23 protein-coding genes are annotated in these 21,895 nt (G+C 57.9%); 8 read left to right on the forward strand and 15 right to left on the reverse strand.

What is annotated here, in order from left to right; translation table 11 throughout:
- Positions 1–903 (reverse strand): ABC transporter permease, encoded by a 903-nt coding sequence (locus IEX53_RS17920; protein ID WP_236016258.1) that lies wholly within the window; start codon positions 901–903, stop codon positions 1–3.
- Positions 904–905: 2 nt separating this feature from the next.
- Positions 906–2,483 carry an ABC transporter substrate-binding protein gene (locus IEX53_RS17925; RefSeq protein ID WP_188825547.1) on the reverse strand — a complete coding sequence of 526 codons (1,578 nt, stop codon included), beginning with the start codon at positions 2,481–2,483 and terminating at the stop codon, positions 906–908.
- 192 nt (positions 2,484–2,675) lie between these two features.
- Here IEX53_RS17925 and IEX53_RS17930 point away from each other — a divergent pair, with 192 nt between their 5' ends.
- Positions 2,676–3,368 (forward strand): GntR family transcriptional regulator, encoded by a 693-nt coding sequence (locus IEX53_RS17930; RefSeq protein WP_188825548.1) that lies wholly within the window; start codon positions 2,676–2,678, stop codon positions 3,366–3,368.
- 287 nt (positions 3,369–3,655) lie between these two features.
- Here the strand turns inward: IEX53_RS17930 and IEX53_RS17935 are convergent, their stop codons facing one another.
- Positions 3,656–4,471 (reverse strand): GntR family transcriptional regulator, encoded by an 816-nt coding sequence (locus IEX53_RS17935; RefSeq protein ID WP_188825549.1) that lies wholly within the window; start codon positions 4,469–4,471, stop codon positions 3,656–3,658.
- A gap of 207 nt (positions 4,472–4,678) precedes the next feature.
- On the opposite strand from IEX53_RS17935, the gene IEX53_RS17940 reads away from it, so the two are divergent.
- The 4 genes from IEX53_RS17940 to IEX53_RS17955 all read left to right on the forward strand — a co-directional run bounded on the left by IEX53_RS17940 (position 4,679) and on the right by IEX53_RS17955 (position 8,249).
- Positions 4,679–5,884, forward strand: coding sequence for a mandelate racemase/muconate lactonizing enzyme family protein (locus IEX53_RS17940; protein ID WP_188825550.1), 1,206 nt, complete (start codon positions 4,679–4,681; stop codon positions 5,882–5,884).
- 10 nt (positions 5,885–5,894) lie between these two features.
- A complete protein-coding gene (locus IEX53_RS17945; RefSeq protein ID WP_188825551.1) occupies positions 5,895–6,662 on the forward strand; it encodes an SDR family oxidoreductase in 768 nt (255 codons plus the stop codon).
- A 68-nt stretch (positions 6,663–6,730) separates the two neighbouring features.
- Positions 6,731–7,768 (forward strand): L-idonate 5-dehydrogenase, encoded by a 1,038-nt coding sequence (locus IEX53_RS17950; RefSeq protein ID WP_188825552.1) that lies wholly within the window; start codon positions 6,731–6,733, stop codon positions 7,766–7,768.
- Positions 7,769–7,775: 7 nt separating this feature from the next.
- Positions 7,776–8,249: an ureidoglycolate lyase gene (locus IEX53_RS17955; protein ID WP_188825553.1), complete on the forward strand. Its 474-nt coding sequence runs from the start codon at positions 7,776–7,778 to the stop codon at positions 8,247–8,249.
- Positions 8,250–8,320: 71 nt separating this feature from the next.
- Here the strand turns inward: IEX53_RS17955 and IEX53_RS17960 are convergent, their stop codons facing one another.
- From IEX53_RS17960 to IEX53_RS18005, 10 genes are all read right to left on the reverse strand, one after another.
- A complete protein-coding gene (locus IEX53_RS17960) occupies positions 8,321–9,052 on the reverse strand; it encodes an amino acid ABC transporter ATP-binding protein (RefSeq protein ID WP_188825554.1) in 732 nt (243 codons plus the stop codon).
- Positions 9,033–9,689, reverse strand: a complete 657-nt coding sequence (locus tag IEX53_RS17965) for an amino acid ABC transporter permease (protein WP_188825555.1) — start codon at positions 9,687–9,689, stop codon at positions 9,033–9,035. Before IEX53_RS17965 ends, IEX53_RS17960 begins: the two co-directional genes overlap by 20 nt.
- Positions 9,686–10,384, reverse strand: coding sequence for an amino acid ABC transporter permease (locus IEX53_RS17970; protein ID WP_188825556.1), 699 nt, complete (start codon positions 10,382–10,384; stop codon positions 9,686–9,688). Before IEX53_RS17970 ends, IEX53_RS17965 begins: the two co-directional genes overlap by 4 nt.
- A 69-nt stretch (positions 10,385–10,453) precedes the next feature.
- The gene (locus IEX53_RS17975) at positions 10,454–11,239 is read right to left on the reverse strand and encodes a transporter substrate-binding domain-containing protein (RefSeq protein WP_188825557.1); all 786 of its coding nucleotides are present in this window, start codon (positions 11,237–11,239) and stop codon (positions 10,454–10,456) included.
- A gap of 86 nt (positions 11,240–11,325) precedes the next feature.
- On the reverse strand, positions 11,326–12,306 hold the full coding sequence (locus IEX53_RS17980; RefSeq protein ID WP_188825558.1) for a 2-hydroxyacid dehydrogenase: 981 nt from the start codon (positions 12,304–12,306) through the stop codon (positions 11,326–11,328).
- Between the two features lie 457 nt (positions 12,307–12,763).
- Positions 12,764–13,930, reverse strand: coding sequence for an alpha-hydroxy acid oxidase (locus tag IEX53_RS17985; RefSeq protein ID WP_236016259.1), 1,167 nt, complete (start codon positions 13,928–13,930; stop codon positions 12,764–12,766).
- 93 nt (positions 13,931–14,023) lie between these two features.
- A complete protein-coding gene (locus IEX53_RS17990; protein ID WP_188825559.1) occupies positions 14,024–15,532 on the reverse strand; it encodes a tripartite tricarboxylate transporter permease in 1,509 nt (502 codons plus the stop codon).
- A 29-nt stretch (positions 15,533–15,561) separates the two neighbouring features.
- Positions 15,562–16,023 (reverse strand): tripartite tricarboxylate transporter TctB family protein, encoded by a 462-nt coding sequence (locus IEX53_RS17995; protein ID WP_188825560.1) that lies wholly within the window; start codon positions 16,021–16,023, stop codon positions 15,562–15,564.
- The gene (locus IEX53_RS18000; RefSeq protein ID WP_188825561.1) at positions 16,020–16,979 is read right to left on the reverse strand and encodes a tripartite tricarboxylate transporter substrate binding protein; all 960 of its coding nucleotides are present in this window, start codon (positions 16,977–16,979) and stop codon (positions 16,020–16,022) included. The genes IEX53_RS17995 and IEX53_RS18000 overlap by 4 nt, the downstream gene beginning before the upstream one ends.
- Positions 16,980–17,026: 47 nt before the next feature.
- Positions 17,027–17,722 carry an IclR family transcriptional regulator gene (locus IEX53_RS18005; RefSeq protein ID WP_188825562.1) on the reverse strand — a complete coding sequence of 232 codons (696 nt, stop codon included), beginning with the start codon at positions 17,720–17,722 and terminating at the stop codon, positions 17,027–17,029.
- Between the two features lie 130 nt (positions 17,723–17,852).
- On the opposite strand from IEX53_RS18005, the gene IEX53_RS18010 reads away from it, so the two are divergent.
- The 3 genes from IEX53_RS18010 (at position 17,853) to IEX53_RS18020 (ending at position 20,326) form a co-directional block, all read left to right on the forward strand.
- Positions 17,853–18,869, forward strand: coding sequence for a hydroxyacid dehydrogenase (locus tag IEX53_RS18010; protein WP_188825563.1), 1,017 nt, complete (start codon positions 17,853–17,855; stop codon positions 18,867–18,869).
- A 50-nt stretch (positions 18,870–18,919) separates the two neighbouring features.
- The gene (locus IEX53_RS18015) at positions 18,920–19,594 is read left to right on the forward strand and encodes an RraA family protein (protein WP_188825564.1); all 675 of its coding nucleotides are present in this window, start codon (positions 18,920–18,922) and stop codon (positions 19,592–19,594) included.
- Positions 19,595–19,825: 231 nt separating this feature from the next.
- A complete protein-coding gene (locus IEX53_RS18020; protein ID WP_188825565.1) occupies positions 19,826–20,326 on the forward strand; it encodes a DUF2165 family protein in 501 nt (166 codons plus the stop codon).
- 100 nt (positions 20,327–20,426) lie between these two features.
- Here the strand turns inward: IEX53_RS18020 and kdgD are convergent, their stop codons facing one another.
- Together kdgD and IEX53_RS18030 are read right to left on the reverse strand one after the other, a co-directional pair.
- The gene (kdgD, locus tag IEX53_RS18025) at positions 20,427–21,332 is read right to left on the reverse strand and encodes a 5-dehydro-4-deoxyglucarate dehydratase (protein ID WP_188825566.1); all 906 of its coding nucleotides are present in this window, start codon (positions 21,330–21,332) and stop codon (positions 20,427–20,429) included.
- Positions 21,333–21,417: 85 nt separating this feature from the next.
- Positions 21,418–21,895 (reverse strand): aminotransferase class I/II-fold pyridoxal phosphate-dependent enzyme (locus IEX53_RS18030; RefSeq protein ID WP_188825567.1); only part of this gene is annotated, 478 nt, incomplete at its 5' end.

Consider the following 21,895-nt stretch of genomic DNA (forward strand, 5'->3'; position numbering starts at 1 on the left):
TCAGCGCCTCCTTGCCAATCGAGGATCGAGCAGATCACGCAACGCATCGCCCAACAGATTGAGGGAAAGGATCGTCAACATCAGCGCGAGCCCGGGGAAGAGCACGATCCATGGTGCCTGTCCGATATAGTTGCGGGCTTCGGTAAGCGCATTTCCCCAGCTGAGATCCTTGGAACCAATGCCCACGCCGATGAAACTAAGACCCGCCTCGCCCAGTACTGCTGCCGAGAAAATGAAGGATGTCTGCACCAGGATGGGTGAACTGACCGCAGGCAACACATATTTGGTGAGAATGCGAAGCGTGGGGACACCTGTTGCCCGCGCCGCCTCGATCATCTGCAATTCGCGCACCACGAGAACCTGCCCGCGCACAATACGCAAGGAGGGAGCAATCAGGACGAGCGACAGCGATGTGATAACGGTGCTGACGCTCGGGCCCATGATGCCGGCGGCAGCCGTTGCAAGCACGATGCCCGGAAAGGCCATGAGGCCATCCACGAACCGCATCAGCACCATATCCACCTTGCGGTAGAAGCCGGAGAGTACGCCCAGGATAATAGCGATAGACATGGAAATCCCCGTCACCACCAGGCCGACAAGCAACGATGTCTGCGACCCGTGCAGGACCAGCTTGAACATATCGCGCCCGAGATTGTCCGTCCCGAAGAGATGCTCTAGGCCCGGCGGGGTGAATCGCTGCGCCGGGCTGACCCGCATGGGATTGCCGGGTGCAATGACCGGCGCGAGAAGCGCACCGGCACCAAGGACAAGCAGGACGACGATGGAAAAGACGGCTGCAGGATTCGTGAGAAGCCTCTGCCAGAATGGACGGTGAGTGGAGACGATTGTCGCCGCCTCGCCCTTATCCATATCCTTGGGCAAGCTTTGATCCAGCGAGGTCATCCTCATTTCCCTGCCGGAGGTGCTACGTTGAACAGGTCATCCGAACGTGCAGGAACGCGCGGCGGGTTACCAACCCCCTCGCGGATGCCGTACATGTTCGCCTCGGTTCCGTATTTGATGAACGGGAACTGGTCGTAGATGAGGGCGTGTATTTTTTCAAAGATTGCCTTGCGCTCCTTGGGGTCAATCGTCGTTACGATCTTACTCATCAGATCCATCTTCTCCGGATCCGTCCAGAAGCCAGGATAGGTCGGGTTGAGATAGGCAATCGCGGTCGGATCCACATAGGTGGGCAGGAAGCTTGAGAAGGCATCCATCTGCGCGGGATTGGCTCGGGCCTGGATATAGTTGGCCATCGGCTGCTGTACGATTTCAACGTTGATGCCGAATTCTTCAAGCTGCTGGCTGGCGGTGATCGCTGTGAGATAGTGTTTTTGATACTGCTCGCTCGCAACGAGCCACCGGATCGGCTCGCCGTTGTATTTCGACTTCGCCAGATAGTCCTTAACCTTTTGGGCGTTCGGCTTGCCAAAGTCGGCCGGCACGCCAGCCTTGGTGTACCAGAAGGAGTTCGGGTCCGGGATCCAGCTTGGATCCAGGTTATAGAACTCAGGATCGCCAACGGAGGCCTGCATAATCGGCTCCATTTGCAGTGCATGGTAGATTGCCCGACGCAAGTTGATGTCGGCAGCCAACCCTTCCTTCGTATTAAACACAACCGCCAGTGACTGGTTGTTCGGGACAACGACCGGCTCTGTGCCGACATTGCTCTTCAGCGTCTCATAGAAATCCGTCGGCATTTCGCGTGCAATATCGATCTGGCCGGTAATGAGCGCATCGCGCCGCACCGAAGGCTCCGGCATCAACTTAAGATCGATCTCGTCTGCATAGGCGTGCTTCATTCCGGCGAGGCCTGAGGATGGCTCGCTGCGGCTCTTATACTCCTCCCACCGCACCAGCTTTGCACCTTGGTCAGGCTGATAGTTGGCAAGCTTGTAGGGACCTGCGCAGTCCAAACCTCTGGTTCCGATGGTCGGCGAAGCACCCTCGAGAGATCGAGTGGACATGATTGATGCCTGGGCACCCGCCAGGAGACCGGGCAAAATCGCGCTCGGGCTTATCAAATCGAACTCAATGGTATGGGCATCCACGGGCTTTATCGAAGATGTCACGGCTTTCAGCGAAGCGCCAATACCCGCGGCTTCCCGGAAACGAAGAAGTGAGGCCACCACATCCCCCGAAGTCATCGGGGCACCGGAGTGAAACTTGAGCCCCGGCCGTAGCGTCACGGTTAGCTTCAGACCATCGTCACTGTAGGCAAAGCTGTCCGCCAGCATCACCTGCGGCGTCCAGTTTTCGTCCAATGCGAACAGCCCTTCGCAGACGACATAGGCCGTTGCCCAGTTGACGCCGAAGGTGGTCACCACAGGATCGGGAGATGGCGCCATTTGTGAAATGCCGACACGCAGTTGGCCGCCTCGGCTTAATTTTTGCGCGTCTGCGGTCGCAAGGGGAACTGCAAACGTGCTGATTCCCGCCAGAAGGGCCGAGGCAAGACCCTGATTGTTCAGTCTAAGCATTTATCCACTCCTCCCGAGAACAGATCAAAACGAGTTGTGTCTGCACGGCCGGTCTGGCTGCGCTAACGTCCATGTCGTTCTCCTCTGTCGCGATTTTGTAGGTAAGATTATCGATAATGTCAACGATGATTGTATTGAATAGGAAGATGCGCTAATCCTGTTTTCAAAGAGAACGATCCCGGATGCGAATAAATGAATGATACGACTGAAAAACACGGCAGCTGGGAAGCGGTCTATCGAGACCTCCAGCGCAAGATCATCTCCGGTGTCTGCCATCCCCGCGAGCGGCTTATCGAGGACGAAATTATGGCCCGCACCGGTGCGACGCGACACGGCGTTCGCCGAGCCTTCGATGAACTGGAGAGGGTTGGCCTCGTCATCCGTCAGCCGAATAAGGGCGTGCATGTGCGCGATTATTCGGTGCGCGAAGTGGAAGAATTATATGAAATTCGCGAGTGCCTGGAAACACAGGCGGCAAGGCATTTCTCAAAGCCCGCCTCACCCGAGATCGTTGCTGCGCTGATGAAAGTGGCGACTCGGCACCGCGATGCGTCAAGGGCGCAGCGTTTTTCGGAGATCTTTCTCCTCAACAACCAGTTCCATGAGATGCTTTACGCCGAGGCAGGCAATCGACGACTCGCGGAGGCGATTCAGCACTACACCTTCTCTACCCATCCGATCCGCACCCGCGCCTTTCCGAACGAGGAGATGCGCGAGGTGGCGATCAAGGATCATTTCGCGATGATTGATGCCATCCGCGACGGCGACAGCGACCGACTAGCCGAGATAATCCGCAGCCACATTGCTCGGCCGAAGGAATTCTACCTGCAGGCCACAAGCTTCGAGAACTCATTCGTGGATGGCGCAGTCGATGAGATTGTCTAGCTGCACGTGAGGTGCCAATCTGCGCCAGCAGCAGCGCCAACTGATCCTGATCTCCGACAATGTTCTTGACCGCGGCGCAGGCTATCCTGATCGTGTTTCTTGCCTCCGTCCTGATGCGGTCAAGCATTCCGTTCTCGTCTTCGGCAAGCCGCTTGAGGTTGTTGACCAGATCGACCAGGAGAAATTCCTTCGTTGTAACGGCCGGAAAGTCGAGCTTCATGCATAAAGCTTGGCTACGCTGCTTCCCAGTGCTGATTGCATAAGCTGCACGTTCGCCGTGCGCGCCTTCAACTGTGGGTGACGGAGCTGGCCGGCAGTCGGCTGTAAACATCCGTCTGGCAACCAGGCAGCGCGTCAAAACTGCAGTCCAAAATGGCAGGATCAATCTTCTTCTCAATGGCATCGAGCATATCGTCGACAAAGGAGATTAAGGAATCCGACGCCTCCACCGCCTCAGCTACATTCCGTTTGACAATGGCCTCAAGCAGCTTGATGTGCACATTGACGGTTCCAGAGAGGCTGTCGCTTCCACCGATATTCACGTGATGAATCAGGCCGATGCGTCTGAACAATGTGTGGAGGGGACGTAGCGTATGCTCCAGAAAAGGTTCCCCGGCTGCCAGCAGCACAAGCTTGTCTATCCGGCGATCGAAGGCGTTGAACTCGCTGATCGACATGGTATCGCGCTGTTCCTGAAGATTTCGCGTTATATGAAGCATCTGTGAGCGATGTGTTGCTGTGGAGTGCTCCGCAGCAAGCGTGACAACGAAACGCTCCAGATCCTTGCGCAGCCGCAGCAGCATCCGCTCTCTTGCAAGATCGATCGGCGCGATCTGCAAGCCATGGCGAGGCCGGATGATGATAAGCGTATCGGCCGCAAGTTTGTTAACGGCCTGATGTACGGGTGTGCGACTATATCCCGTGATCTCCACAAGGTCCTGAATGGCAAGAAACGCGCCCGGTTTCAGATCGCAACTGATGATCAGGTTTTCAATGCGCTCATACGCTTGCTCAACGAGGTTGACCGCGTTACGCCGCCTGCCTTCGCCGGTTTTTGCGCTATTTCCTTCGTTTTCATCTTTTTTGTTTTTTAAAGTGGCCATGATCCAATCCGTTGATCCGGGTTCTGAATCTAACCGGTCACGGTCGTATTCGCAAAAAATAACTTCAAAAAATATTGTGATATTTTACAGGCCACTCTATGTTCCTTCTCATGCAGGTCAGGAGTGAGGCGGGACAGCGCGATTGCGCCGTTGTCACCTGACTGAGGTGGGTTCGATCTGTGATCGAATGGCGGAGAGGAGATACCGTTGAAAATTACCCGGATTGAGACCCTGCGGACGCAGGAGTTCGCGAACGTTCTATGGGTCAGGGTTCATACGGATGCTGGCATAATCGGCCTTGGAGAAACCTTCTATGGCGCGGGTGCCGTCGAGGCGCACATCCATGACACGCTGTGCGGCCGGCTGATCGGCAAGAACCCGCTGCATATCGAGGCCCTCCACAAGGAGATGCTCAACCTGCCCATGGCCCAGTCTTCCACGGGTGTCGAGTATCGTGCCGCCTCCGCCATCGATATCGCCCTTTGGGACCTGTTCGGAAAAGTGTGCGATCTGCCGGTGCATCAGATGCTCGGCGGGCTGTGCCGCGACAAGTTGCGCATCTACAATACCTGCGCCGGCTACGGTTACGTGCGGTCCAACAATATCAAGCCTGTCTCCAATTGGAATTTCAGGAAAAGCGACGCAGCCGGTCCCTATGAAGATCTCGAAGGCTTCATGACGGATGCCGGAGCGCTGGCGGAAAATCTGCTTGAAAGCGGGGTCAACGCCATGAAAATCTGGCCTTTCGACCCTGCCGCCATCGAGAACAACGGCCTTTATATTTCCGCCGAGCAGATGAAAAAGGCAATCGAACCGTTCGAGAAGATCCGTAAAGCGGTGGGAGACCGGATGGACATCATGGTGGAATTCCACTCCCTTTGGAATCTGCCGGCTGCCATGAAGATCGCCCGTGCCCTCGAGCCCTACATGCCGATGTGGTACGAAGACCCGATCCGCATGAACTCGCCCCAGGCTCTGGCGGAATATGCCCGTTCGACCGACGTCTGGGTATGCGCCAGCGAAACGCTAGGATCCCGCTGGCCTTATAAGGATATGCTGGATCGCGACGCCGCGCATGTGGTGATGGTAGATCTATGCTGGACCGGGGGCTTGACCGAGGGACGCAAGATCGCCGCGATGGCCGAAACATATCATCGGCCGTTCGCTCCGCATGACTGCATCGGCCCCGTCGGCTTTGCCGCGGCGGTCCATATGTCGTTCAGCCAGCCCAATACGTTGATCCAGGAATCGGTTCGGGCTTTCTATACGGGTTGGTACAAGGAACTTGTGACGGTCGTTCCGAAAATCAAGGACGGTTATGTCTACCCGATGGAAGGACCGGGGCTTGGTGTCGAGCTACTGCCTTCGGTATTCGAACGCCCGGACCTTATCGTCCGCACAACGGAAGCATGAGGGAAAAACCATGTCCAAGCAATTGTTCGACCTCGCCGGCAAAACGGCGCTGATCACCGGCTCGTCACGCGGACTCGGATACGCTATCGCCAGCGGACTGGGTGCTGCCGGCGCCACCCTTGTTCTCAACGGCACCAGTGCCGGCAGCTTGGCGCAAGCAGCAATGGCCCTGCGCGATCAGGGCATCACGGTTCACGAGGCGGCTTTTGACGTGACCGACGAGGCGCAGATCATTGCGGCATTCGAACGTTTCGACGCCGAAAGTCTACAAGTCAACATTCTCGTCAACAATGCCGGGATCCAACTGCGCAAGCCGATGGTCGAACTGACGACATCCGAATGGCAAAAGGTCATAGACACCAACCTGACCAGCGCTTTCGTGATCGGCCGCGAAGCAGCAAAGCGAATGATCGTCCGCGAATACGGCAAGATCATCAATATCGGCTCACTGACCAGCGAGTTGGCACGCGCAACCGTTGCACCCTACACGGTCGCCAAGGGCGGCATCAAGATGCTGACCCGCTCCATGGCTGCCGAATGGGCCATTCATGGCATCACCGCCAACGCGATCGGTCCAGGCTATATGCTGACCGACATGAACGAGGCTCTGGTCAACAATCCACAATTCGACGCCTGGGTTAAAGGCCGCACGCCGGCAAAGCGCTGGGGCAAGCCGGAGGAACTGATCGGCACTGCGATTTTCCTCGCGTCCGACGCCTCCGCCTACGTCAACGGCCAGATCATCTATGTCGATGGCGGCATGCTGTCGGTTCTTTGAGAATGCCATCAGACACTCTTCCCCAGACAGCAGGCGCGCCCGCTGTTCCCGTTCGATAGGAAATCGTTATGCTTGGCGTCATACTTCACGCACCGAAAGACCTGCGCATAGAGCCAGTACCCACGGCTGAACCCGGACCGGGTCAGGTCAGCATCGGCATCAATGCCGGTGGCATATGCGGGTCGGACTTGCATTATTATCACAATGGTGGAACGGGCACGATCCGGCTGAAGGAGCCTATGGCTCTCGGCCACGAGATTGCCGGAACCATCGACAAGGTCGGCAGTGGTGTCTTGCATCTCGTTGCGGGCATGCGGGTTGCCGTCAACCCCGCCGGTCCGTGCAATGTCTGCGAATACTGCCACGCAGGCACCCATAACCAGTGCCTCGACATGCAGTTTATGGGAAGCGCCATGCGCATGCCCCACACCCAGGGCGGCTTCCGTCAACGGGTGACGGTCAATGCCTTCCAGGCCATTCCGATTGCCGATACGATGACCATGGCCGAAGCAGCCGTTGCCGAGCCTCTGGCCGTGTGCCTGCATGCCGCCAGGCGAGCGGGTTCGCTGATGGGCAGGCGCGTGCTGGTGACGGGCGCCGGACCGATCGGCTGCCTGGCCGTGCTGGTTGCCCGCTTCAGCGGCGCAAGCGAAATCGTTGCGACCGATATCGGTGAATTCGCCTTGAAAACAGCCCGTGCTTGCGGTGCGACTGCCACGATCAACACGACAGAGGAGCCGGATGGGCTTCAGCCGTGGTGTAAGGGCAAGGGAACCTTCGACGTCTTGTTCGAAGCCTCCGGCAACCCGGCTGCCCTGCTTAGCGCACTTCCCGCTCTTCGCGCTGGCGGCATCATCGTTCAGCTCGGTTTGGGCGGGGATATCACCTTGCCGATCAATGTGCTCGTCGCCAAGGAGCTTCAGCTTCGCGGGACATTCCGTTTCGACACTGAGTTTCAGCTTGCGATCGACCTGATGAGCCAAGGTCTCATTGATGTCAAACCGCTAATCACGCACAGCTTGCCGTTTGAGCGAGCGGTGCAGGCGTTCGACATTGCCTCCGACCGCACAAGCGCTATGAAAGTCCAGCTTGAGTTTCCGGGATAATCAAACAATGCGAGTGATCACTGCCACGCCTCTGTCCGCCGAGGCATTTGCACCCTTCGGAACCGTTACGCAGATACCGCACGCAACCGGACTGGTAAGCGTGGACCAGGCCTATGATGCGACGTCCGATGCGCAGATACCTGTCTTCCAGCTTATGCGGACGGTCACCGGCCCACAGCCGGTGGCTGTCCGGCAGCTGGAACAGCACCCGTTCTCGGCCCAAACCTTTGTGACACTGAGCGGTGCGTCATCAGTGATCATTGTCTGCGAAACCGGCCCTTCCGGCCCAGAGGAGGCAACGGCGCGCGCTTTCGTCTGCGCACCGACCCAGGCCGTCACCTATGCAAAGGCAGTCTGGCATCACAGGCTGACACCGCTTGGTGACAACGCCGTCTTCTCGATGACGATGATGCACACGGGCACGGGCGGCGATACCGTATTGCAGGACCTCGTCGAGCCATTTGAAGTGGCGCTGCCGTAATCGATCTATCCCTGCATAGACGTGAACCCGGCATATAATTGGTTGCCGGGGGGCGTTTCTATGTGGCCGATTTAGTTGCGTTCGACCCGGATGAAGTTACGCAGTTCTTCCGTCTTCGGGTTTGCAAAAAGATCGGCCGACGGCCCCTGCTCCCAGATCTTGCCCTGATGCATGAAGACGGTCACATTGGCCACGGAACGGGCGAAACTCATTTCGTGCGTCACCAGCAGCATAGTCATGCCTTCGCGGGCCAATCGTTCCATGACCAGCAACACCTCGCCCGTCAGCTCCGGATCGAGCGCCGATGTCACCTCGTCGAACAGCATCACCTTTGGACGCATGGCGAGCGAACGGGCAATCGCCACACGCTGCTGTTGGCCGCCGGACAACTGGTCGGGATAGGCATCGAATTTCTCCAGCAATCCGACCTGGGCGAGAACCTTTTCAGCCCTTTCCCGCGATTGGGCATAGGAAACCTTCTGCGTGATCCGCGGCGACAGCATGATGTTTTTGCCGACCGTCAGATGCGGAAAGAGATTGTAGCTCTGGAATACGATGCCGACATCCTTGCGCAGCGAGCGCAGTTTCTCCGGTTCCTGCGATACAGCGTGGCCGGCGACGGTGATGCTGCCGGACTCGATGCGCTCCAGCCCGTTGATACAGCGCAGGAGGGTACTCTTGCCTGATCCGCTCCGGCCGATCAGTGCTACAACCTGCCCCTGTTCCACGCTCATGGAAATGCCCTTGAGGACTTCGAGCGCGCCGAAACGCTTGTGGACGGAATCAATTGTTACGGCCGACATTGAGGACCCTTTCGAAATACCTGCTCAGCCTGGACAGGGGAAAGCAGATCAGGAAGTAAATGACTGCGACCGCACCGAATACACGGAAGGGGTCGAACGTGGCATTGTTGATGAGCTGGCCGGCGCGCGACAGCTCGACGAAACCGACGACCGAGACGATCGAGGTATTCTTCACGAGTTGGACGATGAAGCCGACGGTCGGCGGCAGCGAAATGGCAACCGCCTGAGGCAGGATCACATAGTAGTATTGCTGGCCACGGGTCATGGCGAGCGATTCCGACGCCTCCCATTGCTGCACCGGAACAGCCTCGATAGCGCCGCGCCATATTTCGGCGAGATAGGCACTGACATAAACACCGAGCGACAGCGAGGCGGCTAGCAGCGGTGGCGGTTCAAGCCCTGCGAAGGAAAGTCCGTAATAGGAGAGGAACAACACCATCAGCACCGGAATTGACTGGATGACGGCGATAAACGTGCCGGCTGCGTGGCGTAGGGCCGTGAACCGGGACAATCTGGCTATTGCGATGACGCCCCCGGCAACAGCGCCGATGATCAGCGATATGGCAGTTAGTGCCAGCGTCCACCCAGCCGAACGCAGCAGGTAGAGAAATTCGTGGTAGCCGAATGACTCGATCATGAGTGACCTCCTGCTCTGGTGCGGGAGTCTCCGCCGGCCGGACGGAAGGCCATGCGGCCGATGGCAAAAAGCAATGCCTTCAGCGACAGTGCAAGGCCAAGATAGATGAGCGTTGCGAGAATATAGGTCTCGAAACTACGGAACGTCCGCTGTTCGATGATCGCCGCTGTGCCTGACAGCTCTTCGACGGATATGAACGACACGATACTCGATGCCAAAAGCATCAGCACGTATTGGCTGGACAGCGCCGGCCAGACTTTTGACAGTGCCGGCACCAGAACCACATGCACGAAGACCTGAAGACGCGAGAGCGCGAGCGACACGCCTGCCTCGATTTGGGACTTGTGGGTGGCATCAACGCCGGCACGGATGATTTCGGTCGAATATGCCGACAGATTGAGGATCATGGTCAGCAAGGCTGCCTGGCTGCCGGACATCCTGAAGCCCGCCAAGGGTAGGCCGAAGAAAATGATGAACAATTGAATGAGGAATGGCGTGTTGCGCAGCATTTCGACATAGGTATCGATGGCAAAGCGCACCGGCGCGTTCCCCAGAAACCGTGCACCAACGAGCACCAGAGCAAGGCCTGTGCCGAGAATAATGGCACCTGCCGAAAGACCCAGTGTCAGTAGAACCCCACGGACAAGCAGATCCTGTTCGGCGAGAACCGCCGCAAACTGCAATTGGAAATTCATCAGTCATGCCCTTCGTCGCACAGAACACGACGCACCTTCTGGTGCGCCGTGGACGGGATGCGCTGTGAATCAGAACGTGGGAAGAGAGGGCAATGCCGAACCCACCCACTTCTGGCTGATTGCTTCCAGTTCGCCATTTTGCTTCATGATGTAGATGACATTGTTGAGCCACTGGTGCAGTTCGAACTCGTCCCGACGAACGGTCATCGAGTTGGGCTGGACCGAGAAGACGAATTTCTGTTGCATGTCTGCATTGGGCCGCATCTTCAGGGCCGCATTCGCTTGGGCATCCGGTTCCGCCACGGCATCGACCTGGCCGGAAAACAGCGCCTGGATGGTGGTGGCATCGTCATCGAAACGCACGACCTCCAGACCGCGGTCGACCAGCGTTTTCTCGACACTCGAGCCACGGTTGACACCGACGCGCTTGCCTTTGAGATCATCCCAGCCGGAAATGGCGGTTCCCTTGGGCGCATAGATCGCCACCTGGAACGCGCTATAGGGTATCGTGAACATGACGGCTTTGGCACGTTCGGCTGTCGGCGCCAGTGTTGCCACCAGGAAATCGACCTTGCCCGATTCGAGAGCCGGAATGCGGGAAGGCGGCGTCAGCGCAACAAGTTCCGTGGTCACTCCCAGATATTTGCCGACGAGCGTTGCAACATCCGCATCGTAGCCGACCGGGTTGCCTGTTGAATCAATCGAACCATAGGGCGGTGCGCCGACAAGAACGCCGATCTTGACGGTTCCCTTGTTGACGATCTCCGTCACGGATGCCGCGTGTCCTACGCCGGCCATCAACATTGTGCCGAGAATGGCGGTGGCAACGAATTGTTTCATTTTGCTGAAAGTCATGTCTTCCTCCCTTTTCCGCTGTGCCAGCGGCTCCTCACCAAACCTGATCTGACGCGCCAAGCGTGCCCTTTCGGGCGGTCCGGTTTTCAGCGGACGCTGTCGCGCACGATGTTGACGCAGCTCTCTCCACGGGCAGTGCGATTGATGTTGTCTGCGATTGTGTTTTTGCGCCGGCGTATCGTGCCCAACGTCCAGCCCGACATGTGCGGGGTCATGACGATATTGGACAATTGATGGAACGGCTTGGTTGAAGGCATCACACCTTGCTGGTTAGCGGCGGGATACTTATACCACGTGTCGATCACCGCCCCGCCGATGGACCGGTTCTCAAGCGCTTCATAAAGAGCGTCCTCGTCGATGGTGGCACCGCGCCCGACATTCATGATAACGGCATCGCTGCGCATCATGGTAAAAGCATTCCTGCCGACTATTCGCTTGGTTTCTGGTGTCGATGGGATTGAGACGACAATGAAATCCGCAGCGGGCCAGAAGCCGACCAGCGCATCGAGGGTGAACGACGCATTGACCATCGGCGATAGCTCCACCGGGCTTCTGTTGGCGACGATCACATCCATTTCGAAGGCTTTTGCCCGCTTGGCGATTGCCTTGCCGATATGGCCGAAGCCCAGCAGACCGATGGTCTTTCCAGCGATTTCGTCATGGGCCCTGGAAATCGCCCCTGATGTATAAGACCAATCGCCGGCGCGAAGCCGCATATCCGCATCGCGGAGCGGCACGTGACGGTCGAGAATGGAGGCAAAAACGTATTCGGCAATGGCCTGCTCGTGACCAAAGCAATTGCAGACGACTGCAGATGCCGGAACCGCTTCCAGGTCGACGGCATCGTAACCCGCACCCGGTACATGAAAGAGACCGAGCCGCGCTGGAACCGGAAGCGACGTGTCGAATTTCACACCAATGATGACATCTGCATCTGCATAGGCCTTACGGTCAGCGTCACTTTCCAGACGGTCCGGCAACAGCGTGATATTGGCCGGTGCATCCAGCTCGTTCTGAAAGCCCTCGCTGAACGAGCAGGCGTTCTCTCCGTGGAAAACGATGTTCATATACCCTCCCTGCACATGGTGGTCGCGCGAAATGAAACGCGAAAACCACTTTTCCGAATACGGCATGAACAAGCCATTTTGGCATCAGAAAACGATCGTCTTTATCGAGTTCCAAAACCGTACATGGCTAGCACCTCCGTAATCCTCCTCCATCAAAGATTAAGACATGTTGTGAAATATTACAAGCTAGGATGTTTCACAATCAGTCACTCAAGAACTGGAACAACGGCTCTTGCCGGTCAGCTTGCGCCTTGGCGATGCAGGTCCCAAGACAGCGCTACTCCCCTGCGCATATCCTATCCTAGGTTGGGGCTTGCTACGGACCTCGGCGCCACTGAAACCGCCGGTTTCAGGCAGGCAAGCGCCGTCTCGATGATATTCTTGCGTGTAAGACGGTGATGTTTCCGAATGAGGCGATTGCCGGCACCCATGCGGCAGCTCATGCCAAGTCGCTTCGCTAACTCTCGACGAGCAGTGTTTTGCTGATATCCTCAATCCGGCTGACACCGAGAAGCGCCATATTTCGATAAAGTTCCGTTTTCAGGATGTCCGCCGCCATGGCCACACCAGCCTCCCCGCCAATTGCCGAAGCGTACAGGAAAGGGCGACCGACGAACACGAAACGTGCTCCCAAAGCAAGCGCCTTCACTATGTCCGTACCCCTACGAATGCCTCCGTCCATCATGACCGTGACCCGATCGCCGACGCGGTCGGCAATGGCGGGTAATGCCTTTAAGGGCGAGATCGTTCCGTCGAGTTGCCTGCCACCGTGATTTGAGACGATCACACCGTCTACGCCGTGCTGAACGGCTCTGGCGGCATCGTCCTGATGCATGATCCCTTTCACAACCAGCGTGCCTGTCCATCGTTCGCGGATACGGGCAAGATGTCTCCAGTCGAGGTGATCACGTTTTCCGAAGTCCCGCATGACGTTGCCCGAGATGATCGGCGCTCCCCTTGTAGCGTAGGAGTTCTCAAAATGCGGAACTCCGTGGCGAACCAGAGTCCGGACGAACGTCCCAAATGTCCATCGGGGATGGGTCAAGCCTTGCCATGCGTGCGTCAAGCTCGGCCGCAAAGGCGTCGAAAAGCCCGCACGGATATTGTTTTCGCGATTGGCCAGCGCTGCCGTGTCTACCGTGAGAACGAGCGTTTTGAACCCGGCAGCGGCGACGCGATCTACGAGCGCGTCGATCTTGTCGATTTCGCCCGGAAGATAGGCCTGGAACCAGGCGTCCGCCGCCAGCGCCGCGACGTCCTCCAGCGGTATCAGCGACGAACCACTCATGACCATTGGAATTCCGGAAGCTGCCGCGGCCTTGGCCAGAACCAGATCGCCGCGGTAGGCCATCAGCGCGCTAATCCCCATGGGGGCGATGCCAAAGGGCGCCGCGTAGCGTTTGCCGAATAGGATCGTTTCCGTCGTGCGTGCAGAGACGTCCGTTAAAACGCGCGGCAGAAAACCATAATCCTGAAAGGCGGCACGATTGCTGAGCAGAGAGAGGTTTGTTTCGCTCCCTCCGGCGATGTATCCGAAGAGGGGCCGAGGCAGGTGATGCCTCGCACGAGTTTCGAAGTCATCCAGTGAAAGCACACTTCGAATGCGACGGTTGACTTTACCCAACTGTGACCTTCCTCGTTCTATCACGACGCATCTTTGCGCCAAAGGCGATGGCCGTTTCGATCCATACCATCGCCTTCCAGTGATGGTTGGGGCTCAATCTTCGCTGGCCTCAAACGCTTCTTTACGGTTCTTGCGTATCGCCGGAACCACCAGGGTGAGCAACATGATCGCCGTCACCGCAAGAAGGGTGCCGCTGATCGGGTGCTTGAAGAACACGGTCCAGTCTCCTTGCGACAGCAGCATCGCCCGCCTGAGATTGGTCTCCAGCAGAGGACCCAGGACGAAGCCGAGCAGCAGCGGACCGGGCTCGCATTTTGCCTTCCGCAGCACGTAGCCGAGAATGCCGAACAGGATGACAAGGGCAACGTCGAAACCGCGATTGCTGACGCTGTAAACGCCGACACAGCAGAACAGCAGGATTGCCGGATACATGAGGCGATAGGGTATCTGCAGGAGTTTTACCCAGAGACCGATGAGCGGCAAGTTGATGACCAGCAGCATCGCGTTGCCGAGCCACATCGAGGCGACCAGGCCCCAGAACAGTCCGGGCTGGTTTTGAATGACCGAGGGACCGGGCGTAATGCCGTGGATGGTCATTGCCCCCAACATCATGGCCATGATCGAGTTCGACGGGATGCCAAGTGTCAGCAGCGGGATGAACGAAGACTGCGCGCCGGCATTGTTGGCGGCCTCCGGGCCAGCCACACCCGCGATGGCGCCATGGCCGAACTTCTCCGGATTCTTCGACATCTTTTTTTCGACAGAGTAGGCGCTGAAAGCGCTGAGCGTCGCTCCGCCGCCTGGGAGCACCCCAAGGATGGTGCCGACGGCGGTCCCACGCATGACTGCCGTCCAGCTCTGCTTGAACTCTTCCCCTGTCGGCCACAGGCGTCCGATCTTGCTTTGCAGCACCCCGCGAGACTCCGCCGACTCCAGATTGGTGGCGATCTCGGCAATACCAAACAGACCGACGGCGATCACGACGAACTCAATGCCATCGTAGAGATCGGTCGAGCCAAATGTCAGGCGTGGCGACCCGCTGTTGACGTCGATGCCCACCATGCCCAGCACCAGGCCAAGGCAGACCATGCCGATCGCCTTGATGACCGAGCCGTGTGCGAGGATCGTTGCCGCCAGCAATCCAAATACGCACAGAGCCACGTATTCCGCCGGACCGAAGGACAGGGCGAACGAGGACAGCGTCGGGCCTGCGATCGCGAGCGCAATGGTGGCGACCGTCCCGGCGAAGAAAGACCCCAGCGCCGCGATCGCCAGCGCTGCGCCCGCTCGTCCTTGCCTTGCCATCTGGTAGCCGTCGATGGCCGTGACCACGGCTGATGCTTCGCCCGGCAGGTTGACGAGGATGGCCGTCGTTGAACCACCGTATTGCGCGCCGTAGAAAATGCCCGAAAGCATGATCAATGCGCCGAGCGGCGGCAGGAAGAACGTCACGGGCAACAGGATCGCGACCGTAGCGGTTGGACCGATGCCGGGAAGAACGCCGATCAAAGTCCCGAGAAGAGCGCCGATGAAGCAAAACAGCAAGTTGGTTGGCGTCAAGGCTTCTGAGAAGCCCAGCATTAGTACATCAAGAAATGCCATGGGAGTGTCCGATCAAACGGGGATATTGGTCAGAAAGGCCAGACAGGCATCTGAACGCCAAGCCCATAGACGAAAAGGAGAGCGCCAAGCGTCGTCAGGATCGCCGTTGAGATGAGAATCTCGCGCCACCTGGATTCCGGATCGGCCAGACTCCCGACGATCAGCAACCAGACAGACGCCACCACAAAGCCGAAGCTCTCCGCCGTGAATGCAAAGCCGGCAATCGCAACTACAAGAATTGCAAGAGGCCGCAGGTTCACGGTGGCGACGGATTGGGCTGGCTTGGACAAGCCTTTGACCAGGACGAATCCACCAATCACCATCATGATCACGCAAAGCGACAGGGGAAGAAATCCCGGCCCCATCATGGCCGGCGTCCCATAGGTAAGGTCACGCCCGGCCCAAAGGCCAAGCGCTCCCAATCCTATCAGCAGAACACCTGCGAGTATGTCAGGGTGATCCCCACCGGCAAAACCGTTCGCCGGTGTCATTGCTGCACCCACGGCGTTTCGTTCCAGATTTTCTGGAACCGCTCAAGGCGAGCCGGCATGGCCTTTTCCCAGTCCGGGCCGCTGAGATAGGCCAAAGAAAGCGCGAGCTTCTTTGCCTGCGCCTGGAATTCCGGATTGTCGATCGTCGCCTTGACCGCTGCGGCCATTTTGGCTGAGATTTCAGCCGGAACGTCGGCGCGCGCCGCGATTCCACGCTCCGATGTCATCTCCACATTGAACCCGGATTCGATCGCCGTTGGAACGTCGGGTAGTTGCGGCGAGCGTTCCGCACCAAAGCTTACGATCATTCTCGTGCCCGACGTATCGTTTCCCGCGAACTCGCTGACGTTCAAGCCGCCGCCCGTGACCTGCGAGCCGAGGATCGCCGTGCGTGTTTCACCCGCGCCGTTGAAAGGAATATGGGTGATTTGGGCGCCTGCTTCGGATCCCAGAATGATGATCGCCAAATGATCGTCGGTGCCGATACCCGACGAACCATAGGAGATCGCGCCAGGTTTTGCCTTAGCGGCCGCCACGAAATCGGCAACCGTCTTGATTTCGGATTTCGTGGGGACCACGATGGCCGCGGGATCGTCTACGATGCGTGCTACCGGCTTGATCGTCTTGGGATCGTAGCCGAGCTTTCGCTGCACCTGCATCGAAAGGAACCCGGGCGTGTTGATGTAGGAGAACGTGTACCCATCCGGCTTGGCTTTGGCCAGTGCGGTATAGGCGATCTCTCCGGACGCGCCGGGGCGGTTTTCGATAACGATGTCTGCACCAAGTTCCTTTTCAAGGAACGGTTCCATTGCACGGGCCATGACATCCGTGCTTCCGCCAGGCGCGAAGGCGACGATCATCTGGATCGGACGATCCTTTGGCCATTCGGCGTGGGCAATTCCCATCGCTGACAGCAGCGTGCCCGCCGACAGAACGGTGGTTTTTAGAAGTCGCATTCGTAGGTTCCTCCCAGAACGATATGCGGGCCCGGCGCCCGCTCCAACTAGCCGGGATCTCCCCCCATGGCCGCGCTCAACTTGCGAGCCGCGGCGCGGAGAATTTCGAGGTGTTTTTTCACAGCGTCGTCGCCGAACCGCGATGGCGGTCCGGTCAAGGCCATGGAGCCAAAGAGCTTGTGACCGTCGCGATAGACGGGAACGGCGATGCTCGCGACCTGGGGATCGCGCTCGCCATTGGTGAAATGGTAGCCCAATTCGCGTATGCGTTCGTAGATCGCACCTCCCATTCCGGAAAATGCTAGGATCACTCGACCCGGCGCACCGCGGTCCAGCGGCAGTGCGTCGCCGATGCGTGCCGAATGGCGGATGGACTGGGTTGAGTCATGCCGATGCAGGCAGACGCGCGTATCGCCCTCGCGGACATAGATAGCTGCACTCTCACCGCTGGTGTCGCTGATCTCCGCGAGCAGCGGCTCGACCACCGCTGAGGACTTGAAAGTCGACTGATAGAGCGCGCCGAGACGGACCAGCTTTGGTCCCAGGCGCCAGCTGCCGTCGTCGTTTCGAATGAGCATGGAGGATTTCGCCAGCGACCGAGCAATGCGCAGCACAGTCGATTTGTCGAGTTCGCTTCGACGCGAAAGCTCTCCGAGCGTCAACGCATAATCCATGTCGGTGAAGGCCTCAAGCAACGAGACAGCCCTTTCGACTGCGGCAACGCCTGATGAATTTCCTGGCATTTGGTAAACCTCCCGGTGAAAATCGTTGTACTAGGTACAACATCTTTTCATTTAGTACAATACCCGATATTGAGAATACGTCAACCGGCACAGGAACTGACTGTGGCGGGCCGAATATCGGGAGGTTTACATGAATGAAATCAGCGAGACGGTGACGGCCGGCGCTGAGGGTGACAGGGCTTCGCGCCAGGCCGTGGTTCTTATCACCGGGGCCGCGATCGCATCGGAGGCCGGTGCGCTGTTTGAGCGCAACGGGATCAAGGCGATTTATGCCGATGGGTACAGCAGCTCGGAGAAACTTGCCGAAATTGCCGCCGAAAACAATATCGATGCGATCCTTGTGAGGCAGGGAAAGATCGATGAAGAGGTTATATCCGCATCCCCGCGATTGCGCGTCATCTCCAAGCACGGCAGCGGTGTCGACAATATCGACCTGGTCGCCGCCACCACCCGCAATATCCCCGTCCTGCGCGCGCTCGCCGCCAATGCCCAGTCCGTCGCTGAACTGGCGATAACCCTCGCCGTGACTTTGATGAAAGATGTTCCGATCCTCAGTGAGACCGTTAAGCGCGGCGAATGGCCAAAAACGAAGTATGTCGGCCGGGACCTGGCCGGTGCGAACTTTGGGGTCGTCGGCTTCGGTGAGATCGGCCGTCGTACCGCAAGGCTGGCGCAGGGATTGGGTATGAACGCCTTGGCGTTCGATCCGTTCGCAAAGGATGCCGAAGGCATACGCGTCACACGCGATCTGCGGGAGGCGATCGAGGCAAGTGACATCGTCAGTCTTCACTGCCCTCTGACGCCGGAAACCCGTCACCTTATCGAGGAGGAACGTCTCGGCTGGATGAAGCCTACGGCCTTTCTCGTCAACACGTCTCGTGGCGCCGTCGTGGACGAGGCTGCGCTGTTTGGCGCACTGAGCGAAGGTCGGATCGCGGGCGCGGCTCTCGACAGTTTCGAGGAGGAACCGCCGCGACAGGACCATCCGTTCTGGGCGCTGCCCAACCTCATCGCCACGCCCCATGTGGGCGGAGCAAGCCGCTCCGCCTTGCGTAACATGGCGGTTCAGAGCGCGCAGCATATCGTCGATGTCCTTACGACGAAGGATTTCGATCGCCGCGCCCTTGCCAATAAGGATCTGGCCTGAGGCCGTTCCGCAGAATTCACGAAAACATTCATTCCAGGGAGGATAACGCAATGCTTGGTTTCAGAGTTTGCAAGAGACAGCAAAAGGTCGGTAGGGAGTGGGTCGAGAAATTCGCGCATCTCCCGGTCGCCTGTGTCAGCGATGTCATGTCTCGCATGACGGCCGGCGGCGCGCCGCTACGCCCCTTTTACACGGGAAGCCGGATGGTCGGCGCTGCCATAACGGTCAAATCTCGTCCGGGCGATAATCTCATGGTTCACAAGGCGCTCGACATCGCTGAACCCGGCGACATTGTCGTCGTGGACGCGGGCGGCGACCTAACGAACGCCATCATCGGTGAGCTCATGGTGGCGCACGCTGCCCAGCGTGGTCTCGGCGGTATTATTATTTTCGGAGCGATCCGCGACAGTGCGGAATTGAGCGCCGGATCGTTTCCGGTTTTCGCCGCAGGCGTTACTCATCGCGGCCCGTACAAGGACGGCCCGGGCGAAGTTAACGTTCCCATCGCGATCAACGGCATGGTTATCAATCCCGGCGATCTGGTTTGTGGAGATGCGGACGGGTTTCTTTCCGTGCCACTCGCCTTGGTGGAGGAAGTGTTCAGCGCTGCATCCAAAAAGCATGCCGCCGAGACCGCACAGATGGATAACATCAAGATCGGAAAGAATGAACGGTCGTGGGTTGATGCGTCGCTCGTTCGCCTTGGATGTGTCATCGATGCCTGAAAACGAATGGAGGCGCGGCGGCTAAAGATGCGCCTCTTCCACACTGTCAAACTTGGTTGCCTAGATGTTCATAGGAGCAAGTACCTCGTGGCACTTGCTCCATAATGCCGCTTATTTGCGACACCCTAAGTAAATCACAATATTTCTATTGCTAATTACGGTAAAATTATCCTTATCTCGAATAAGTGGAATATAAGCGAACGACAAAGATGGTAAAACCGGGAGAGAAAAATGCAAATCGGTCGATTGTCAAAGGTAGCGCTTGTCGCAGCCATTGCTTTTTTCGCATCGCTCGTTTCTTTCGGAAATATCACTGATTACGGGACGAATTACCAATTTGTCCACCACGTCCTGGCCATAGACTCGATCTACCCGAGTTCGACGATCAAATATCGAGCCATTACCAATCCAGCGCTCCAGACGTCCGCTTACATCATGATTATCGCCGCCGAACTATTGACGGCTATTCTATGCTGGATCGGCGCTTATGCGATGCTGGTAAAGCTCGGCGCTCCCGCCACTGTCTTTAACGTTTCCAAGAAATGGGCAATCGCCGGATTGACCCTTGGTTTCCTAACTTGGCAAGTGGGTTTCATGTCGGTCGGCGGCGAGTGGTTTGGCATGTGGATGTCGCATGAGTGGAACGGCATCGACAGCGCCTTCCGTTTCTTCATCACTATCATCGCGGTCCTGATCTATGTCAGCCAGCGGGATTACAGAGAGGAAGCTTAATGCCAATCGTATAGATGGGAACTGAGGGACTATCGATCCAAGAGTGGGAAACAATGCGGCCCCGGATTGGGGGTCGCATTATCGTCTTCAAGCGGGCCGTTCAGCGCTTGTATTTACCGATCAGGGCTTCCATCATTCCCATCTCATCGGAAGTGAGATCCTTCAATGGCGGACGCACGGAGCCGGCATCAAAACCCTGTAGCCGCACGCCGGCCTTGACGGCCGAAACCGCATACCCCTTGGCACGATTGCGAATGGCCATGAACGGGTAGAAAAAGTCATTGAGGATCGTCTCACATTTCCCCCGCTCGCCTGCTCGCAGCGCCTTGTAGAATTCGATTGCTAGACCTGGGACGAAGTTGAAGACGGCCGAGGAATAGGTTGTGAACCCCGCGCCAAGATAGGCTTCGGCAAACAATTCTGCGGTGGGCATGCCGCCGAGATAGGTGAGGCGATCGCCCATTTTGGCCGTGATCTGTCGGACGAGACCGATGTCACCGGTGCCATCCTTGAAACCGACGAGATTCGGGCATTCGTCGCAAAGCCGGGCCAGCGTATCCGCCTGAAGGACCAAATTGTCCCGGTTGTAGACCATGACACCCATGCCGGTTGCCTGGCACACGGCCTTGATATGCCGATAAAGTCCTTCCTGCGGAGCGTCGATCAGATAATGCGGGAGCAGCAGGATACCGTCGGCACCGGCTTTCTCGACGGACTTGGCGATCGCCACGGCAACCGGCGTTCCGTAGCCGCATCCCGATACGATCGGTGTCTTGCCGGCGGCCTCCTTGGCGACGCGGACTATTTGCGGAATTTCTTCCGGCGTCAGCGAGAAGAACTCGCCCGTGCCCCCGGCCGCGAAAAGCGCCGCAGCCTCGAAGCTGGACAGCCAGGCGACATGTTCGGCATAGCTTTTTGCGTTGAAGTTTCCATCGGCATCGAAATGGGTCACGGGGAAAGAAAGGAGACCCGCTCCCAGGACATGCTTCAGTTCTTCTGTTTTCATGGGGTTTACCCTCCTGTTGGGGAAGCTGGGACGGGGCCCATCCTTCCTGATTGACTATGTCTGTGATGATTTCGCCGTGGACCCGCTACCTGCCGGCAGCGAGCGATTGCACCATTGCGGACAGCCGTTCGCAGGCGCTCTCCAGTTGGCTATCGGAGGCCGCGATCGACAATCGGATGAAGCCGGGCGCACCGAATGCCGCCCCGGGAACGCTGGACAGGCCGAATTCCTGCAGCAAATAGGAGGCCAAAGCAGTATCGTCGGAGATGAGTTCTCTCGCCAACGTCTTGCGGCCCAGAAGCCTGCCTACACCGATGAAGGCATAAAAGGCCCCATCCGGCGGGGTGAAATCGAGCTCTGCAATGTTGGCAAGCCGATCCGCTACGATCTTTGCGCGTCCGGCGAAGATGCCCGCAGCGTCACGGACAAAGGTCTGATCACCGGTCAGCGCGGCAAGGGCGGCTGCCTGGGCCACGGTGGATACCGAAGAGACACTCTGCGACTGCATCTTGTTCAAGGCAGCGATCAGTGCCTTCGGGCCGGCCGCATAGCCAACGCGCCAG

This window comes from Paramesorhizobium endophyticum (assembly GCF_014640615.1).
GTDB classification, from domain to species: Bacteria; Pseudomonadota; Alphaproteobacteria; order Rhizobiales; family Rhizobiaceae; genus Paramesorhizobium; species Paramesorhizobium endophyticum.

What these genes read in the sequence shown, in the direction of transcription:
- IEX53_RS17965 (WP_188825555.1), bottom strand. Translation starts at nt 9,689, where the DNA reads ATGATCGAGTCATTCGGCTACCACGAATTTCTCTACCTGCTGCGTTCG.
- IEX53_RS17925 (WP_188825547.1), bottom strand. Translation starts at nt 2,483, where the DNA reads ATGCTTAGACTGAACAATCAGGGTCTTGCCTCGGCCCTTCTGGCGGGA.
- IEX53_RS18020 (WP_188825565.1), top strand. Translation starts at nt 19,826, where the DNA reads ATGCAAATCGGTCGATTGTCAAAGGTAGCGCTTGTCGCAGCCATTGCT.
- IEX53_RS17945 (WP_188825551.1), top strand. Translation starts at nt 5,895, where the DNA reads ATGTCCAAGCAATTGTTCGACCTCGCCGGCAAAACGGCGCTGATCACC.
- IEX53_RS17975 (WP_188825557.1), bottom strand. Translation starts at nt 11,239, where the DNA reads ATGACTTTCAGCAAAATGAAACAATTCGTTGCCACCGCCATTCTCGGC.
- IEX53_RS17950 (WP_188825552.1), top strand. Translation starts at nt 6,731, where the DNA reads ATGCTTGGCGTCATACTTCACGCACCGAAAGACCTGCGCATAGAGCCA.
- IEX53_RS17995 (WP_188825560.1), bottom strand. Translation starts at nt 16,023, where the DNA reads ATGACACCGGCGAACGGTTTTGCCGGTGGGGATCACCCTGACATACTC.
- IEX53_RS17955 (WP_188825553.1), top strand. Translation starts at nt 7,776, where the DNA reads ATGCGAGTGATCACTGCCACGCCTCTGTCCGCCGAGGCATTTGCACCC.
- IEX53_RS18010 (WP_188825563.1), top strand. Translation starts at nt 17,853, where the DNA reads ATGAATGAAATCAGCGAGACGGTGACGGCCGGCGCTGAGGGTGACAGG.
- IEX53_RS17970 (WP_188825556.1), bottom strand. Translation starts at nt 10,384, where the DNA reads ATGAATTTCCAATTGCAGTTTGCGGCGGTTCTCGCCGAACAGGATCTG.
- IEX53_RS17920 (WP_236016258.1), bottom strand. Translation starts at nt 903, where the DNA reads ATGACCTCGCTGGATCAAAGCTTGCCCAAGGATATGGATAAGGGCGAG.
- IEX53_RS18015 (WP_188825564.1), top strand. Translation starts at nt 18,920, where the DNA reads ATGCTTGGTTTCAGAGTTTGCAAGAGACAGCAAAAGGTCGGTAGGGAG.
- IEX53_RS17930 (WP_188825548.1), top strand. Translation starts at nt 2,676, where the DNA reads ATGAATGATACGACTGAAAAACACGGCAGCTGGGAAGCGGTCTATCGA.
- IEX53_RS18000 (WP_188825561.1), bottom strand. Translation starts at nt 16,979, where the DNA reads ATGCGACTTCTAAAAACCACCGTTCTGTCGGCGGGCACGCTGCTGTCA.
- kdgD (WP_188825566.1), bottom strand. Translation starts at nt 21,332, where the DNA reads ATGAAAACAGAAGAACTGAAGCATGTCCTGGGAGCGGGTCTCCTTTCT.
- IEX53_RS17935 (WP_188825549.1), bottom strand. Translation starts at nt 4,471, where the DNA reads ATGGCCACTTTAAAAAACAAAAAAGATGAAAACGAAGGAAATAGCGCA.
- IEX53_RS17990 (WP_188825559.1), bottom strand. Translation starts at nt 15,532, where the DNA reads ATGGCATTTCTTGATGTACTAATGCTGGGCTTCTCAGAAGCCTTGACG.
- IEX53_RS18005 (WP_188825562.1), bottom strand. Translation starts at nt 17,722, where the DNA reads ATGCCAGGAAATTCATCAGGCGTTGCCGCAGTCGAAAGGGCTGTCTCG.
- IEX53_RS17960 (WP_188825554.1), bottom strand. Translation starts at nt 9,052, where the DNA reads ATGTCGGCCGTAACAATTGATTCCGTCCACAAGCGTTTCGGCGCGCTC.
- IEX53_RS17980 (WP_188825558.1), bottom strand. Translation starts at nt 12,306, where the DNA reads ATGAACATCGTTTTCCACGGAGAGAACGCCTGCTCGTTCAGCGAGGGC.